The 16,093-nt window shown below is 34.5% G+C and carries 17 protein-coding genes; 15 read left to right on the top strand and 2 right to left on the bottom strand.

The window, feature by feature from the left end:
* The first annotated feature begins 35 nt into the window (after positions 1-35).
* From ACUN26_RS03490 to ACUN26_RS03550, 13 genes are all read left to right on the top strand, one after another.
* Positions 36-1,385, top strand: a complete 1,350-nt coding sequence (locus ACUN26_RS03490; protein WP_000521249.1) for an APC family permease — start codon at positions 36-38, stop codon at positions 1,383-1,385.
* Positions 1,386-1,570: 185 nt separating this feature from the next.
* Positions 1,571-2,845 (top strand): Glu/Leu/Phe/Val family dehydrogenase, encoded by a 1,275-nt coding sequence (locus ACUN26_RS03495; RefSeq protein ID WP_002038236.1) that lies wholly within the window; start codon positions 1,571-1,573, stop codon positions 2,843-2,845.
* Between the two features lie 17 nt (positions 2,846-2,862).
* The gene (locus tag ACUN26_RS03500; protein ID WP_000762558.1) at positions 2,863-3,153 is read left to right on the top strand and encodes an SAV0927 family protein; all 291 of its coding nucleotides are present in this window, start codon (positions 2,863-2,865) and stop codon (positions 3,151-3,153) included.
* Between the two features lie 27 nt (positions 3,154-3,180).
* On the top strand, positions 3,181-3,429 hold the full coding sequence (locus ACUN26_RS03505) for a hypothetical protein (protein WP_000291046.1): 249 nt from the start codon (positions 3,181-3,183) through the stop codon (positions 3,427-3,429).
* A gap of 146 nt (positions 3,430-3,575) precedes the next feature.
* On the top strand, positions 3,576-5,705 hold the full coding sequence (locus ACUN26_RS03510) for a sigma 54-interacting transcriptional regulator (RefSeq protein ID WP_000491359.1): 2,130 nt from the start codon (positions 3,576-3,578) through the stop codon (positions 5,703-5,705).
* 290 nt (positions 5,706-5,995) lie between these two features.
* Complete coding sequence (locus ACUN26_RS03515; protein ID WP_000886181.1) at positions 5,996-7,489, top strand: aldehyde dehydrogenase family protein; 1,494 nt, start codon at positions 5,996-5,998, stop codon at positions 7,487-7,489.
* The gene (locus ACUN26_RS03520) at positions 7,490-8,872 is read left to right on the top strand and encodes a putrescine aminotransferase (RefSeq protein WP_000537093.1); all 1,383 of its coding nucleotides are present in this window, start codon (positions 7,490-7,492) and stop codon (positions 8,870-8,872) included. It abuts the gene before it with no gap.
* 193 nt (positions 8,873-9,065) lie between these two features.
* Positions 9,066-9,446: a GntR family transcriptional regulator gene (locus ACUN26_RS03525; RefSeq protein ID WP_000687520.1), complete on the top strand. Its 381-nt coding sequence runs from the start codon at positions 9,066-9,068 to the stop codon at positions 9,444-9,446.
* On the top strand, positions 9,443-10,141 hold the full coding sequence (locus ACUN26_RS03530; protein WP_000137720.1) for an ABC transporter ATP-binding protein: 699 nt from the start codon (positions 9,443-9,445) through the stop codon (positions 10,139-10,141). The genes ACUN26_RS03525 and ACUN26_RS03530 overlap by 4 nt, the downstream gene beginning before the upstream one ends.
* On the top strand, positions 10,138-10,920 hold the full coding sequence (locus ACUN26_RS03535; RefSeq protein ID WP_000836179.1) for a hypothetical protein: 783 nt from the start codon (positions 10,138-10,140) through the stop codon (positions 10,918-10,920). The genes ACUN26_RS03530 and ACUN26_RS03535 overlap by 4 nt, the downstream gene beginning before the upstream one ends.
* A gap of 14 nt (positions 10,921-10,934) precedes the next feature.
* Positions 10,935-11,837 (top strand): ABC transporter ATP-binding protein, encoded by a 903-nt coding sequence (locus ACUN26_RS03540; protein ID WP_000528814.1) that lies wholly within the window; start codon positions 10,935-10,937, stop codon positions 11,835-11,837.
* Positions 11,837-12,613: an ABC transporter permease gene (locus ACUN26_RS03545; protein ID WP_000475420.1), complete on the top strand. Its 777-nt coding sequence runs from the start codon at positions 11,837-11,839 to the stop codon at positions 12,611-12,613. Before ACUN26_RS03540 ends, ACUN26_RS03545 begins: the two co-directional genes overlap by 1 nt.
* A gap of 353 nt (positions 12,614-12,966) precedes the next feature.
* A complete protein-coding gene (locus tag ACUN26_RS03550; protein ID WP_001198833.1) occupies positions 12,967-13,980 on the top strand; it encodes a CPBP family intramembrane glutamic endopeptidase in 1,014 nt (337 codons plus the stop codon).
* Between the two features lie 39 nt (positions 13,981-14,019).
* Here the strand turns inward: ACUN26_RS03550 and ACUN26_RS03555 are convergent, their stop codons facing one another.
* Together ACUN26_RS03555 and ACUN26_RS03560 are read right to left on the bottom strand one after the other, a co-directional pair.
* The gene (locus ACUN26_RS03555; RefSeq protein ID WP_000707110.1) at positions 14,020-14,202 is read right to left on the bottom strand and encodes a DUF3913 family protein; all 183 of its coding nucleotides are present in this window, start codon (positions 14,200-14,202) and stop codon (positions 14,020-14,022) included.
* Positions 14,203-14,455: 253 nt separating this feature from the next.
* Positions 14,456-14,908 (bottom strand): Lrp/AsnC family transcriptional regulator, encoded by a 453-nt coding sequence (locus tag ACUN26_RS03560; RefSeq protein WP_001175506.1) that lies wholly within the window; start codon positions 14,906-14,908, stop codon positions 14,456-14,458.
* Between the two features lie 126 nt (positions 14,909-15,034).
* Between ACUN26_RS03560 and ACUN26_RS03565 the strand changes: the two genes are divergently transcribed.
* Positions 15,035-15,445, top strand: coding sequence for a carboxymuconolactone decarboxylase family protein (locus ACUN26_RS03565; RefSeq protein ID WP_000439731.1), 411 nt, complete (start codon positions 15,035-15,037; stop codon positions 15,443-15,445).
* A 10-nt stretch (positions 15,446-15,455) separates the two neighbouring features.
* Positions 15,456-16,010, top strand: coding sequence for a cysteine hydrolase family protein (locus ACUN26_RS03570; RefSeq protein WP_000609833.1), 555 nt, complete (start codon positions 15,456-15,458; stop codon positions 16,008-16,010).
* The last annotated feature ends 83 nt before the right edge of the window (positions 16,011-16,093 follow it).

Raw genomic sequence — 16,093 nt, forward strand, 5'->3', positions numbered from 1 at the left:
TGAAAATGAGATAGAGAAAGTAGGGGGAATGATAGGTGGGAAAAGTAGTTGGTTTAAAACGTTCGTTAGGGCTTTGGTCAATTGTTATGCTAGGGGTCGGGTATATGACACCGATGGTTGGATTTGATACGTTTGGAATCGTTTCGGAAAAAACAGGTGGGCATGTTCCAGGAGCTTATTTGATTGCATTAGCAGGGATGTTGTTTACCGCTGCAAGCTACGGCAAAATGGTAAAGGTTTTTCCTACCGCAGGATCAGCTTATACGTATACACAGAAAACAATTAGTACAAGACTTGGGTTTCTTGTTGGATGGTCCGCATTATTGGATTATTTGTTTCTGCCGATGGTGAACGCACTATTAACGAGAATTTATTTGTCAGCATTTTTTCCAAGTGTTCCTAATTGGATATGGGTCATTGGTTTTATTCTACTGATTACACTTATAAATGTTATTAGCGTAAATGTTACTGCTAACTTCAATACGTTTTTAGTAATATTTCAAGTGCTAGTAATGGCCGTGTTTGTTTTTCTAGTTATAAAAGGTTTATTAGCGGGAGAGGGAACAGGAGAAGTTTTTTCCATTCAGCCGTTTTTTCAATCAGATATACAAATATCACCGTTAGTTGCAGGTGCAACAATTCTTTGTTTTTCATTTTTAGGTTTTGATGCAGTAACTACATTTTCGGAAGAGACACCAAACGCGAGGAAGACAATACCTCGGGCTATTTTTCTTACTGCTTTAATCGGTGGAGTTTTATTCATTACAACTACGTATTTTACACAATCTTTCTTTCCAGATACATCTGTATTTAAAGATAAAGAATCAGCGTCTCCAGAAATTGCGCTATATGTTGGTGGAAAACTATTTCAAGCTTTCTTTTTAGTAGGAACGCTTATGGGGACACTCGCGTCTGGTTTAGCTTCTCATACAAGTGTGTCTAGATTATTGTACGTAATGGGTCGAGATAATGTCATTCCGAAAAAAATATTCGGATACATTCATCCTCGTTGGCGAACGCCAGTATATAACATTATTATTGTAGGAGTTATTTCACTCTCTGCGATATTCATTGATTTAGAAACGGCAGCATCACTTATTAATTTTGGAGCGCTTATTGCATTTACATTTGTTAATTTATCTGTAATTTCCTACTATGTAATTAAGAAAAAAAGATATAAAACGATAAAAGACTGTTTAAATTTTTTAGTGATGCCTATTTTAGGTGCTGGTACTGTAGCAGTACTATGGTTTAATCTCAATGTTCATTCACTTATTCTCGGTATTTGCTGGGCTGCTATTGGAATGGGATATCTTTTATATATTACAAATATGTTCCGCTTAGCTCCTCCGCAAATGCATTTTGAAGAAGTGCAGGAAATGTAAAAAGCAAAAGACATCGGATAAATCCCGATGTCTTTTGCTTTTTATATTTAATAATCATGCAGTATTGCATAAGTCATTCAAAGCATCATAAGTAGGAGGGTGACACAATATGATTACCGTAGCATTTTCACTTGGCACGATTATTGCTTTGTATAATTAGTAAAAATAAAAAGCGAGGTGTTATCGTGCCGATTCAGTCAGAAAAACATACAGGTGAGGTTGAAAATCCTTTAGAGGAATTTCAAGCTATATTAAAAGAGGCGCTTCATTTTTTACATTATCCAGACGAAGTATTTGAATTTCTGAAAAAACCAATGCGTTTTTTAGAAGTAAGTATTCCTGTTCGTATGGATGATGGAACAACAAAGGTATTTCAAGGGTATCGTGCTCAGCATAATGACGCAGCTGGGCCAACGAAAGGTGGTATTAGATTCCATCCAGATGTTACGGCAGAAGAAGTAAAAGCACTTGCTGGCTGGATGAGCTTGAAATGTGGAGTGACAGGACTGCCATATGGAGGCGCAAAGGGCGGGATTATTTGTAATCCACAGGAGATGAGTTTTAGAGAATTAGAGTCATTGAGTCGTGGGTATGTAAGGGCAGTAAGTCAAATTGTGGGACCGACGAAAGATATTCCGGCTCCTGATATGTACACAAATGCGCAAATTATGGCTTGGATGCTAGATGAATATGACCATATTAGGGAGTTTGACTCTCCAGGCTTTATAACCGGGAAGCCATTAATGCTAGGAGGATCACAAGGACGGGAAACAGCAACTTCTAAAGGTGTATTGTATACGCTTCAGTTAGTAAGTGAGTTAAAACAAATTCCACTACAAAATATGAGAGTTATTATTCAAGGATTTGGGAATGTTGGAGGGTATTTGGCGAAATATTTATATGATATTGGTGTGAAAGTAGTTGGGGTATCAGATGCTATAGGAGGAATTTATAATCCAGACGGCTTAGATGTTCCTTATTTATTAGAAAACAGAGATTCTTTCGGTGTAGTATCGAATCTCTTTAGTAAAATAATTTCTAATCAGGAGTTGTTAGAAAAAGAATGTGATGTACTCATTCCAGCGGCAATTGGGGGAGTCATTACGAAACATAATGCAGGAAAGCTTGGATGTAAGATTATCATTGAGGCTGCAAATGGTCCAACAACAAAAGAGGCGATAACGATGTTAGAAGAAAAGGGAGTTTTGGTTGTTCCAGATATTTTAGCAAACTCGGGTGGTGTTATTGTTTCTTATTTTGAATGGTGTCAAAATAATCAAGGATATTATTGGACAGAGCGATATGTTGATCAATGTTTAAAGGAGAAAATTACATCTAGTTTTTCTAACGTACTTGACACTTCAAAACACTTTGGAGTAAATATGAAAATTGCTGCTTATATTGAAGGAGTTCGTAAGATTGTAGAAGCATCGCGCCTAAGAGGTTGGTTGCATTTTTAACCTAAAGGAGGGCTCAAATGAAACTGGATATTTTATTAGAAGAAGTGGAGAGACAACCAATCGGTTATTATTGTGTTTTGTCGAAAAGTCATCGTTACGATATAGCTGTTACGTATTCACAACAGTTTCTTGGAAAAGCAATGGTTACCTCTATTCAAAATGGGAGAATGATTTTATTAAGTCAAGAAGATATTGTAGAGGAACAATATTGGGCACCGAGGTTAGGAATTGAGATTGAAGACATAGAAGAGTTTCAAAGCTTTTTTTATATGATTCTTCAGTCACAAAGGTTAGAAGAGCAATATTAATAGAATAAAAGAAGGGGATGATTGATTATGTACTATGATATTATTACGAGTCCATGCTATGGAACAATTGAAAAAGTTTCTATTGTTAAGGATTCTCGAGTTTATGAATGGGAGCCATTATTTTCGATTAAAGATATGAATGGTAAACTGGAAGTAATTAAGATGGGATGTAGCGGAGAAGTTCACTCTTTAGAAGTAGAGGCAGGAGATAAAGTAATTCCAGGTATGGTATTAGCTTATATTCAAGAAGACCTTTTCGTTAGTGGTAGTGATTAATGATAGAACAATGAGGAAGATGGAGGTGCTCATCTTCCTTTTTTTATTAAGTAAAGGAAAGAATGTTTTTTGTTTTCAGATTAATTAAAAAAATCTGCATTTAATGATACAATACAAATTAAGTAGCCCAAAGGAGGAATAGCAGAATGTTTTCCATTGCTCGTAATAAAATTAGACCTATTGTTTCTCTACCTATCGATCAATCCGAAAAGGAATGGAATATAGACGTTGAAAATATAAAAGAACCTTTTCTATTTTTAAAAAGGGGAGAGAAATTATTTGCATACGTTCATGTCAAGGATCTGCTATCAAACAGTAAGGACTTACATTCCAAGGCATTGCTTGCAAATGCAGTTTCGCTAGATACAATATGTTATCTTAGTAAAAATATTTCTTTAACAGCTCTGTTTCAAATTATTGGAGCGCCGATTGCGATAGTGAAAAATGAAATGGATGAGTTAATAGGATATATAAGAAGAGAAGATGTTTTTGCAGAACTATTTAAACAAGAAAATCAGAGTGTTGATATATTAAAAATTATTTTAACGTCTATTCCAATGGGGATTTTTGTAGTGGATCGTGAAAAGAAAATTGTAAATTGCAATGAATCTGGTTTGAAGATGATTAAATCTACACCTGAAAGAGTAATGAATGTACCAGCAGAACAAATTTTTAACGAAGGACATATTAATAACGTATTTGCAACGGGAAAGACAATTTTGAATCAATTACAAATCACAAATGAGATGGGTGTATTAGTTGACTACAGTCCCATTCCAAACTTTGATGGAAATATTGAAGGAATGGTTATTATCGTACAAGATTTGCCGATGGTTGAGGACATGGCAATGGAAATTGAATATATAAAGGATTTAAACAAAGATTTGCATGCAATTTTGTCTAGTATTTATGATGAAATATTAGTTGTTAATCATAAAGGGGAATTAATTCGTTACAGTGAAACCGTTATTAATGATTTTTGGGGGAGTAATTTGAAGGATCTTTTAGGTAAAAACCTTTTAGACTTAGAACAGAAAGGGTTATTTAGTCCATCTGTTACGCGATTAGTATTAGAGCAACAAAAAAAGGTATCAGTTGTACAAGAAACAAAAAGTGGAAGAAAAATATTGGCAGTTGGAAATCCTGTATTTGATGAAAACGGAGAGCTTCATCGTATTATTATTGCTTCAAGAGATATTACAGAAGCTACGAGATTAAAGACGGAATTACATGAAATAAAGAGAATATCAGAGCAATATAAGAAGGAATTAGATGATTTTAAAAATAAAGATCGTTTTCTTAAGAAACTTATTTACTGTAGTCCGAAAATGGAGCAAATTATAAACCAAGCTAAAAAAATAGCAGATTTCTCTTCCAATGTTCTTATTTCCGGAGAATCGGGCGTCGGGAAGGAAGTAATTGCTCAAGCAATTCATCAACTTGGAAAGCGATCTGCAAAGCCATTTTTAAAATTAAATTGTGGTGCAATTCCAGAAACTTTGTTAGAAAGTGAACTATTTGGTTATACGAAAGGTGCTTTTACAGGAGCAGATAAAAATGGAAAAGAAGGATATTTCAAGCGAGCTGATCAAGGTATTTTATTTTTAGATGAAATTGGAGAAATGCCTCTACATTTGCAGGTGAAATTGCTTAGGGTCCTGCAGGAACAAGAAGTAATTCCTATTGGAAGTACAATACCTACGAAAATAAATGTACAAATTATTGCCGCTACAAATAAAAGTCTGGAAAAGATGGTAGAGGCAGGAACGTTCCGTGAAGATTTATTTTATCGCTTAAATGTAATTCCATTGCAAGTGCCTCCTCTACGAGAACGAATGGAAGATGTTCCAGTACTCGCTTTTCATTTTTTACAACAGTTAAATGAAAAATATAATAAAAACTATCATTTAACTCCGGATGCACTTAACTTACTAGAGTTTTATTCATGGCCAGGAAATGTACGTGAATTACAAAATATGATTGAACGTTTAGTAGTATCAGCAGATGATCCAGTAATTGAAGCTGAGTTTGTTAGTAAGTTTTTAACCCCCGGTTATGACTTTAAAAAATCAAAACCAGTTATTACGAGAGTATTACCGTTACAAGAAGCACTACATTCTGTAGAAGAACAATTGATTTTACTTGCAATGAAGCAGTATAAAACAACGACTAAGGCAGCAAAAGCTCTTGGCATTAGCCAATCTTCAGTGAGTCGAAAATATCAAAGGATTGTCAGTGAAAAAGGAATGCCAACTGATATAATCTCGTATTCCTAAAAAAGGAGAAGGTCACATAGACTTCTCCTTTTTGGTTAGTTTAGCGAGTTTTCCGCTATTCGTGGTTGGCAAGTACTATCATCTCACATTTCAGCAAAATGAAAGACGGTAATGGTACTGATCTACGTTTTGTTTTATGCAAAGTGGAATAGTGTATGCAACAACGCATACTTCTTTTTTATTACACGTAAGAATATAGTTAGTTTTTATAGGATTCCTTTGTGCTTTAAATGTTGGCATGAAACTTGCTTATAAATATATAAACGATTAATAAAGGAGGATTCAATATAGTGCTAGATTTAAAAATGTATGTAAACGGTGAATGGAGAGAGTCTAGTAATCAAGAAAAAAGAACAATAATTAACCCTGCGAATGGCAAGGGTATAGCATATGCACCTGAGGGAACAATTGAGGATACAAAATACGCGATCGAAGTGGCAAGAGCGACTTTCGATAGTGGAATTTGGTCAGAAACATCCACTGCTGAAAGGGCGTCATATTTATTTAAAATAGCAGATGAAATTGATAAAAATATGGAAGAGTTAGTGTATCTTGAAACAATGGATAATGGAAAAACATACCGTGAGGCAGAAGGAGATATTGGAGATGCAGCGGCTTGTTTTCGCTATTATGCTGGATTGATTACAAAGCCAGATGGGCAAACATATCATGTAGCCGATCCAATGCAAGCAATGGTTGTAAGAGAGCCAGTTGGTGTTTGTGGATTAATTGTTCCATGGAATTATCCGCTATTGATGAGTGTATGGAAAATTGCACCTGCTTTAGCAGCTGGAAATACAATTGTGTTTAAACCTTCTGAAGTGACACCAATTACTGCGACAAAGCTATTTGAAATCCTTGAAAAAGTAGGGCTACCAAAAGGTGTTGCTAATATGGTAATGGGGGCCGGCCCAATAGTAGGAAATGAAATTGCAGCGAGTAGTAAGGTGGATATGATTTCCTTTACAGGTGGAACAAAAACAGGTAAGCACATTATGAGAACGGCAGCAGATAATATGAAAAAGATTTCGCTAGAACTTGGAGGCAAATCACCGAATATTATTTTTGCAGATGCAGATTTTGAAACAGCTATTGATTATGCACTATTTGGTATTTATGCAGGTAGCGGACAAGTATGTTCAGCAGGATCGAGAATCCTTGTTGAAGAAAGCGTTTACGATAAATTTATTAATAGTTTTGTGGAGCGAGCGCAGCAAATTAACGTTGGGCCTGGTGATAATCCTGAATCAGAAATGGGACCACTTGTAAGTCAAGAACATATGGAAAAAGTATTACGCTACATTGAAATTGGGAAAGACGAAGGCGCAGACATCGCTTGTGGAGGTAAGCGAATACTGACTGGTGGAAAAGGTGAAGGTTTCTTTATTGAACCAACGGTCTTTGTCAATGTAAAACCCGATATGCGCATTGTACAGGAAGAAATTTTCGGTCCTGTTGTAGTAATTCAAAAGTTTAAAAATGAACAGGAAGCAATTGAGTTAGCAAATGGTACAGATTATGGCTTAGCTGGAGGGGTATTTACAGTTGATGGTGCGAAAGCAATGCGTGTAATTCGCAAGCTTCGCGCAGGAATTACGTGGATTAACAGCTATCATCCAACATACAATGAGGCACCTTGGGGTGGATATAAGCAAAGTGGTATAGGTCGTAGTCTAGGAACGTTTGGTTTAGAGGAATTTCAAGAAATTAAGCAGATTAATATAAATCTAGAAGTAGAACCTATTGGTTGGTTTGCAAATAAAAAGAATATAGGAGTGAAATAAATGGGAACGAACGTGGAAAATAAATTGAATGAACAAGATGTAAAAGGTTCAAATGTAAATGAGTATATTACGAAAGTACTACAGTTAATTGAAAAAGAAAAAGTTTCTGAAGAAGAAGCAAACTGGATTCAAAAAGAAACAGTAGATGGATTTAGAGAGCATGTGAATCCTGGTTTTCTAGCATATAGAAAAACAGTAACAAAGGATGGACAATTTGCGGCAGTAGAATGGTCTGATGAAGGATCTTGTTTTATGGATATTAATGGTAAAAAATATATTGACTGTTTAGGTGGATTCGGAATTTACAATGTTGGTCACCGTAATCCGAAAGTAGTAAAAGCTGTGACAGATCAACTAAAGCGTCAAGCATTACACAGTCAAGATTTACTAGATCCACTTCGAGCGATTCTTGCAAAGATTTTAGCGGATATTACACCTGGTGATTTGAAATATGCCTTCTTCACAAATAGTGGAACTGAAAGTGTAGAGGCAGCATTAAAACTAGCAAAAATGTATAGTGAACGAACAACTTTCATTTCTACAACTCGTGCTTTTCATGGTAAGAGCCTTGGTGCTTTATCTGGGACGGCAAAAGGAATGTTCCGCAAGCCATTTTTACCATTAATTCCGGGTTTCCGTCATGTCCCATTTGGCGATATTGATATGATGAGAAAAACATTTGAGACATGCGCATTAGTGGGAGAAGATGTTGCAACAGTTATTTTAGAACCAATTCAAGGAGAGGGCGGTATTATTTTACCTCCAGAAAATTATTTGAAACAAGTACGAGAGCTTTGTGATGAGTTTGGATCACTCCTTATTTTCGATGAAGTGCAAACTGGAATGGGACGTACAGGGAAAATGTTTGCAGCGGAATTATATGATGTTGTGCCGGATATTATTTGTCTGGCGAAGGCATTTGGTGGAGGCGTCATGCCAGCAGGAGCTATCGTTGCGAAAGAAAAAGTATTCCAAAGTTGGTTTGAAAATCCATTTATGCATACAACAACATTTGGAGGGAATCCGCTGGCATGTGCGGCTGCAATTGCAACAATCCATGTATTATTGGAAGAGAAATTACCAGAACGTGCTGCTGAAGTTGGGGCGTATTTCTTAAATGGATTGAAACAAGCAGCAGAAGGGCACGAGGATAAAATCTTTGAAATTCGTGGTCAAGGTTTAATGATTGGTATTGAATTCCATAAAGACGAGATTGGTTACGAAGTGTCAAAGGCAATGTTTGATCAAGGTATTCTCGTTGCTGGAACGTTAATTAACTCAAAAACAATTCGTATCGAACCATCTCTTACAATTAGTTATGAAGAGGTAGATACAGTTATTAATACGTTTAAATCTGTACTAGCGCAAGTAAAAGGAAAGTAATTTTTGTATAAAATTATATACGGATTCAAACTAGTAAAACTATCATATTTTTTACTGTACTAGTTTTGATTGCAAGGAGGCAGTGTAACGAAAGTTGCACTGCCTTTTTATTACATTTTATTTGTAAGTATTTACATATACTCTGTCTTAGTGTACTATTTAACTAGTACACTAAGACAGAAGGAGGGAAGAAATGAAAATAGAATTTTCTCCAAATACACCCATTTACATTCAGGTAATGGAATACATAAAAAAAGAAATTGTAGTTGGGCATTTATCGCCTGGTGATAAAATTCCCTCTGTACGTGAATTAGCGAGTGAATTACAAGTAAATCCAAATACAATTCAACGAACATTTCAAGAATTGGAACGGGATGGTGTTGTTGTAACGCGTAGAGGAATGGGACGATATGTAACGAATGAAGGGGAGAAAATTATGGAGCTGCGCAAAGATATGGCGAAAGAATTACTTCATTCTTTTATAGATGGAATGGATAACTTAGGGTTTTCAGAAGACGAAATCCTTTCAATTCTTCGTTCTTCCTTACATGAGAAGAGGGAGGAGAGCGAATGACAGAACTATTAAAAATAGAAAACTTATGGAAGAGATACGGGTTAAAAGCAGTGATTCGTGAATTAAACATAGAGATTACGGAAGGGAAAATTATAGGGCTTGTTGGAGATAACGGGAGCGGGAAAACGACGTTATTGAAAATGATTGCAGGTTTGCAGCACCCTTCTGAAGGTAGCATTACAATTAACGGTAAAAAAGTTGGGTTAGAGACGAAAGAAATTGTTTCATTTATGTCCGATAAGCCAGTCTTTGATGATTGGATGACTATAAAAGATGCTTTATTTTTCTATCGAGATTTTTATAAAGACTTCGATATTCAAAAAGCGGTAGATACGATTGCGGAATTTAAAATACCGTTAGAAGAAAAAATTAAAGCATTGTCAAAAGGGATGATTGAGAAGCTACAAATCATTTTAACATTTTCTCGAAAAGCGAAGTTATACGTACTGGATGAACCGCTTGGCGGGATTGATCCTCTTTCTAGAGAACACGTATTGGATTTAATTTTACAGTTTTATAGAGAAGATTGTACTATATTAATTTCAACTCACTTAATAAATGAAATTGAAAATATTTTTGATGAAGTAATCTTTTTAAAAGATGGGGAAATTGTTCTATATGAAAATGCAGAAGAACTTCGTTTTCAGAGAGGAAAAGCAATTCATGAACTGTTTAAGGAGGTGTTTAGTAAGTGAAGTCAATACTATCCTATTTGTGGAATGTAAATAAGAAAAGATACATTGTTACTTTTTTACTTTTTGTGCTAATTGAAGCGGTTTTATTTTCGCAAATGATTGTAAGAAAGAGTGATGCGGCCATCAATAGACAAGAGGGCATATTTGGGATTATTATGGTTATCTTTCTTTTTTATGTAATTTATATGTTTTTGCAAACAATGAAGTCATATTCTCGCTTACTAACCAATCCAATGTTACGGATTACAGCAATATCTGGGAAACAATATGTGTTTTCTATGCTTATTTTCTCATATATTGCAATGGCTATATGGTATGGGGTATGTGGAGTTCTTTTCTACGTAAGTTATGTATTAGCTTTTCCTACGACTTCTGTATATGTAGAGGCAAAAGAAATAATGCAAGTGGGCATAATGAATAATTTAATATATGCAATAAGCGATTTGTTTGATTTTTTGTTTGTGACGTTACAAATCTTATTAGTAATTACTCTAGTTAAGTTGCTCACTAAAAAGAAAAAAGCACAAAATATACTGATCGTTATTATTTCTCTAGTAGTAAATATAACGATTACTTTAGCGATAACCTTGCTAGGAAAATTAGCTCCAGCTTTCCAAGAATTGCGAAGAGTAGAATATCGTAGTGAAAGTAAAAGTCTTTTTATTGAGATGTTTCAAGAAAATGGATTTAATATTTTTAATATAAGTTTTATGGTAATTGTTAGTGCTCTAATAATATATGTAATTGCTTATATTATCGACAAAAAACTAGAAGTCTAAAGGAGGAATCAGCATTGGGAAATGTAGTAGTAAAATTAGAAAATGTTCGAAAAAAGATTGGTAGAACAGAAATTATTCGAGGTTTATCATTTGGGGTTCGAGAAGGGGAAGTGTACGGATTCCTTGGACCGAACGGTAGTGGTAAGACGACGACAATTCGTATGATGACAGGTCTTATTTCTATGACAGAAGGCGATATTACAATTTGTGGTCATAGCATTCGCACGGAACGTGAAAAGGCGTTAGAGCAAATTGGAGCGATTGTAGAAAATCCGGAACTATATGATTATATGACTGGTATGCAAAACTTAAAGCATTTTGCGAACATGGCAATTACACCTATTAATAAAGAGCGCATCGCTGAAATTGTAAAGCTTGTTGAATTAGAGCATGCAATTCATAAAAAGGTAAAAACATACTCACTTGGTATGAAACAACGTTTAGGAATTGCGCAGGCGTTACTTCATCAGCCGAAAATATTAATTTTAGATGAACCGACAAATGGATTAGATCCAGCTGGTATTCGCCAAATTCGTGATTATTTACAACGACTAGCGAAAGAAGAGAATATCGCGGTAATCGTATCGAGTCACTTATTAAGTGAAATTGAATTAATGTGTGATCGCGTCGTAATTATTAAACAAGGTGAGTTTGTACAAGAGTACAACTTACATGAACAAGCGAAACATGATGAGACAGTAGTAGTAGCGTTTGAAGTAGATGAAGTTCAGAAAGCGAATGAAATTATTAAAGGTAAAGCACAGGAGAATGTAATTGTGGCATCTGTAACAAAAGAGAGAATTCCACAGCTTGTAAAAAAACTTGTGCATGCTGATGTGCTTGTATATGGTGTTACCGTTCAAAATAAAACGTTAGAGGATGAATTCTTAGCGATTACTGGGGGAGTGAAAGCGTAATGTTTAAATTAATTCAAAATGAATTTTTAAAGTTACATGCGAAAAAAGGTATGTATATTTTAATCGGTGTCATTGCGGCACTCGAAATTTTAGGAAATTTAGCAATGATGAAGTGGGGAAAAGGTGATGAGTTTAAGGGGTCGTATTTAGATTATGCAAACTCAGAGATTGGTTTAATCGTTTTATTCGCAACAATTTTTGGGATCACACTTGCAGCCCGTACTCTTACTGATGAGTTCCAAAAAGGTACAATTAAACAATTGTTAATTCGTCCAAGAAAACGACTTACAGTTTTATTTTCTAAATATATTACTGTGTTATTAGCGATGCTATTTATCATATTTGCTGGTATGTTCATTGCAACGATTATTGGTGGTATTGTAATGGATGGTAGTAAAACAGATTTAACGTTAGGAATTGTTTTAAAAACGATGTTATATCAGCTTGTATCACCATTTTTCTTTGCAACACTTGCCTTTTTCTTAGCAAATGTATTTAGAAAATCCGTATTGCCATTAATTATTACGTTGTTCTTATATTTCTTGCAAGGAGCAATTACTATTGCACTAATGATGTTTGCAAAAGGTGTAGCGAAGTTTGTAGTATTCTTCCATTTAGATTTAAGAGCTTACGACAGTAATAAATTGGTAAGCGGTGGAATGGAGCCACCATTTGCAGAATTTACGTTTACAACTTCATTATTACTTTTAGCTGCATATTTTGCTGTATTACTTGTAGCATCAAGTGCATTATTCCAAAAACGTGACGTATTATAATAAAAGAAATCCCCGTTTGTAAAAACGGGGATTTTTATTACATAGTTTTTTACATTTCTAGTATTCTGTATTGTTAATTTGAGATGCTGTTAGCGATAGAATACCGGATCTTCTCCAGCTATTTAAGTACAGCAAATGTAAGTTGTAACGAAGTTGAAGAACTGTGATATGGTATATCCAATAAATTCGTTATTATATATGTTAAGAGATACGTTGCTCGAAAGTATTTGAGAAAAACAGGAAGATTTTCAACTATATTCATATTATAATATAGTTATCCTGCTATTTGTAGGAGAAGGGTTCCCTATAACTGATTAAAGTTTTACTTTAACAATCTTTGGAGGTGTGCAATATTGCAATATGCATTTTCACGTATAAGACTACGTAGCTTTTTTGGATGGATGATGATAGGGTTGTTTCTTACGATGATTCCATTAGGTTTATCAAATGTTTCTGATAGCACGTTAGAGGTTATTTCACAAATAACTGTATTTTTTGTATTTCCGTTATTTTGGTTGTACGTAAAAGCGAATAAAAATAATGTTGTTTTTAAAAGTTTCTTTGATAAGCCAGGACGTTTACCGTGGGGACTCATTTTATTAGCAACGATAATGGGAATGATTTTTTCAGTCGGTATATCTCATATTCAATTTTACATATTAGCACATACGTTACCGAATTTCTTAGTTACCATGTTAGAAGATGGAACTGTTATTAATACGAGTAACATATATATGACGATATTTACTTTCATTTCAGCATGTGTATTAGCACCTATTATGGAAGAGATTATTTTTAGGGGATTCTTTTTACAGCGAATGGCTTATAAATGGGGAATTAAAAAAGCTGTAATTATATCTTCACTTATTTTTGGTTTAGGACACTTTGATGTTATTGGTGCTTTCATGTTTGGTGTTGTTATGTGCCTTTTATACATAAAAACGAAAAATATATGGACGAATATTGCTGTGCATGCTCTTAATAATTTAATTGCGACAAGTATGCAATTTGTCGGTGGAGAAGAAGATACTGCAATCTCAATTCCTGAATTACAAGCACAAAGTAATTTATGGATTGGTATCGGTCTTACAGTTGTTGGGTTACTTTGGTTAATTCCTTATGTTTGGAAACAATGGCGTACAGTAAAAGAAGTGGGTGTGCCACCAGTGCGCTTCATAAATGAAGAAAAGGTAGTGAATGCATCACAAGAAAATGAATTGTATAGTCAAGTGATCGTAACAGATAGATTGATGGCTGTAGAACTACCAGATGAAGCGGTAAATAAGCTTCGGTTAGAAGAAAATGATTATGTAACAGTTTCTGTAGAAGAAGATAAAATCGTTATAAAAAAAGCACATGATAGATAATTAAAAAACATCTCTCCTGTATAAAAGGAGAGATGTTTTTTAATTCGTAATAATTTCTACACGAAAATTATTACCGTTCTTTACATATTTAATATCTGTAACAGTGCGGACAGTTTTTAAAAGCTCCACTTTTTCACCAATTCGAGGGATCGTCGGAACATTGTCCCAAATACCAAGCAAGTCATCTAATTGTGCTGTTTTTTCATAAAACCAGATTTTCAATGTAAAGCCCCTTTCTCGAACTTTATGTATTTTAATACATAATATATTATTTTTATTCTTTTTGTAAGGGGTTTTTAGATTTTTTGTGAATAAAGTGAAACTTTAATGAGTTGGAGTTTTATTCATCCTCACCGATTATTAACCTTCACCAATTGGGCGTTTACGGGTAGCCAGACTCCCTATTAACTTTTTGGCTGCAACTGAATTTTGAGGTGGGAGTTTTACTGCCAACAAATAGCGTGATAAAAATAAATTAATTTTCTGGGAAGATATGCTCAATGTCTGGAGTAAGAGATACTTCTGATAATACGATATGAGAAACTGTCGTTGCATATGAAGAAACATCATTGATAAATTCTTCAAGTTCAACGAGTGAAGGAACAGAAATTTTTACAATGTAGCATAAGCTTCCTGTTACTCGGTAACAAAAACTTGCAGATGGATAAGATTGGATAAACTGTTGCATACGTGTTGTATCACCATTTTTTAAAGTGATTTCTAAAATACAATCTAAAACAAGTCCTGCTTTTTTATAATCAATATCGATTGTGTATTTTTGAATAATTCCTTCACTTTCAAGTTTACGAACACGTTCTGTAGTAGACGGAGCGGATAAGTTTACTCGCTTTGCTAATTCGCGCATGGAAAGGCGACTATCATTATATAATTCATTTAAAATCTTTCGATCAACACGGTCTAGTTGCATTTGTAAATATACCTCCAGCAAAATGATAATTTTTGTAAAGAAAAAATATGAATTAAGATTCATATGAAATGTAAAGTGAACTTCATTTATTTTACAATAAAATAGAAGGAAATAGGAGGGGAAATGATGGAGAGAATTTCATTATCAAATGTAGGAGATACAAAGTTTCAAAAGTTATTAGGCCATAATCCAGATATATTACATTCGTGGAGTACGTTAGAGGATACACTGTACAATAAAGGAACACTTTCAGCAGAGTTGAAGGAGCAAGTGAGAAGAACATTAGCGTATGGGAATGAATGTCCGTATTGCATGGCAAAGGGAAGACCTGATGATGTGCAAAAGGCAGAGGAGATTAGTGTAGCCGTTACTTTTGCGCATACATTTGTTCATGATCGAAAGGCGATAGATGATAATATGTTTCATGTATTAAAACAATATTGGACGGAAAAAGAAATTGTAGAACTTTGTGCTTATATTTGTTTTATTACTGCGTCGCAGCAATTTGGTTTTGTATTTCAACTACAACCAAATTAAGGAGAAAATGATGATTAATCAAATAGCACTTATCATAATTGATGTACAAAAGGCGTTTCAATTACCATACTGGGGGGAGCGAAATAATCTTTTTGCTGAAGAAAATATGAAAAGTTTATTAGAAGAATGGAGAAGAAGGAAGCGACCAGTTTTTCATATTCAACATGTAAATAAAGAAAATGTTCAGTCGATGTTTTATCAACAAGCAGAAACAGTAAACTTTAAAGAAGAAGTGAAACCACTGCGAGATGAAATAATTATCCAGAAATCCGTTAATAGCGCGTTCATTGGGACAAATTTAGAAGAACAATTAAGAGAGAAAAAATGTAATACGGTAGTGATTGTAGGATTAACAACAAATCATTGTGTGGAGACTACAACACGGATGGCAGGTAATTTAGGATTTACAACGTATTTAGTGAGCGATGCGACGGCTACATTCAATCGGAAAGGTCTGGACGGGGCAGAGTATAGTGCAGAGGACATTCACAATATGACACTTGTAAACTTACATGATGAATTTGCTAAAATCGTTACGACTGAAGATATCTTAAAATTATTTTAAGAAAATAATTACGGAATTATGTAGAAAAAAATAAGAATATTTCGTATAATCTAAGTATAATCATTTTGAAAATAGGGGTGGCA

It is taken from the genome of Bacillus sp. WC2503 (assembly GCF_052682895.1).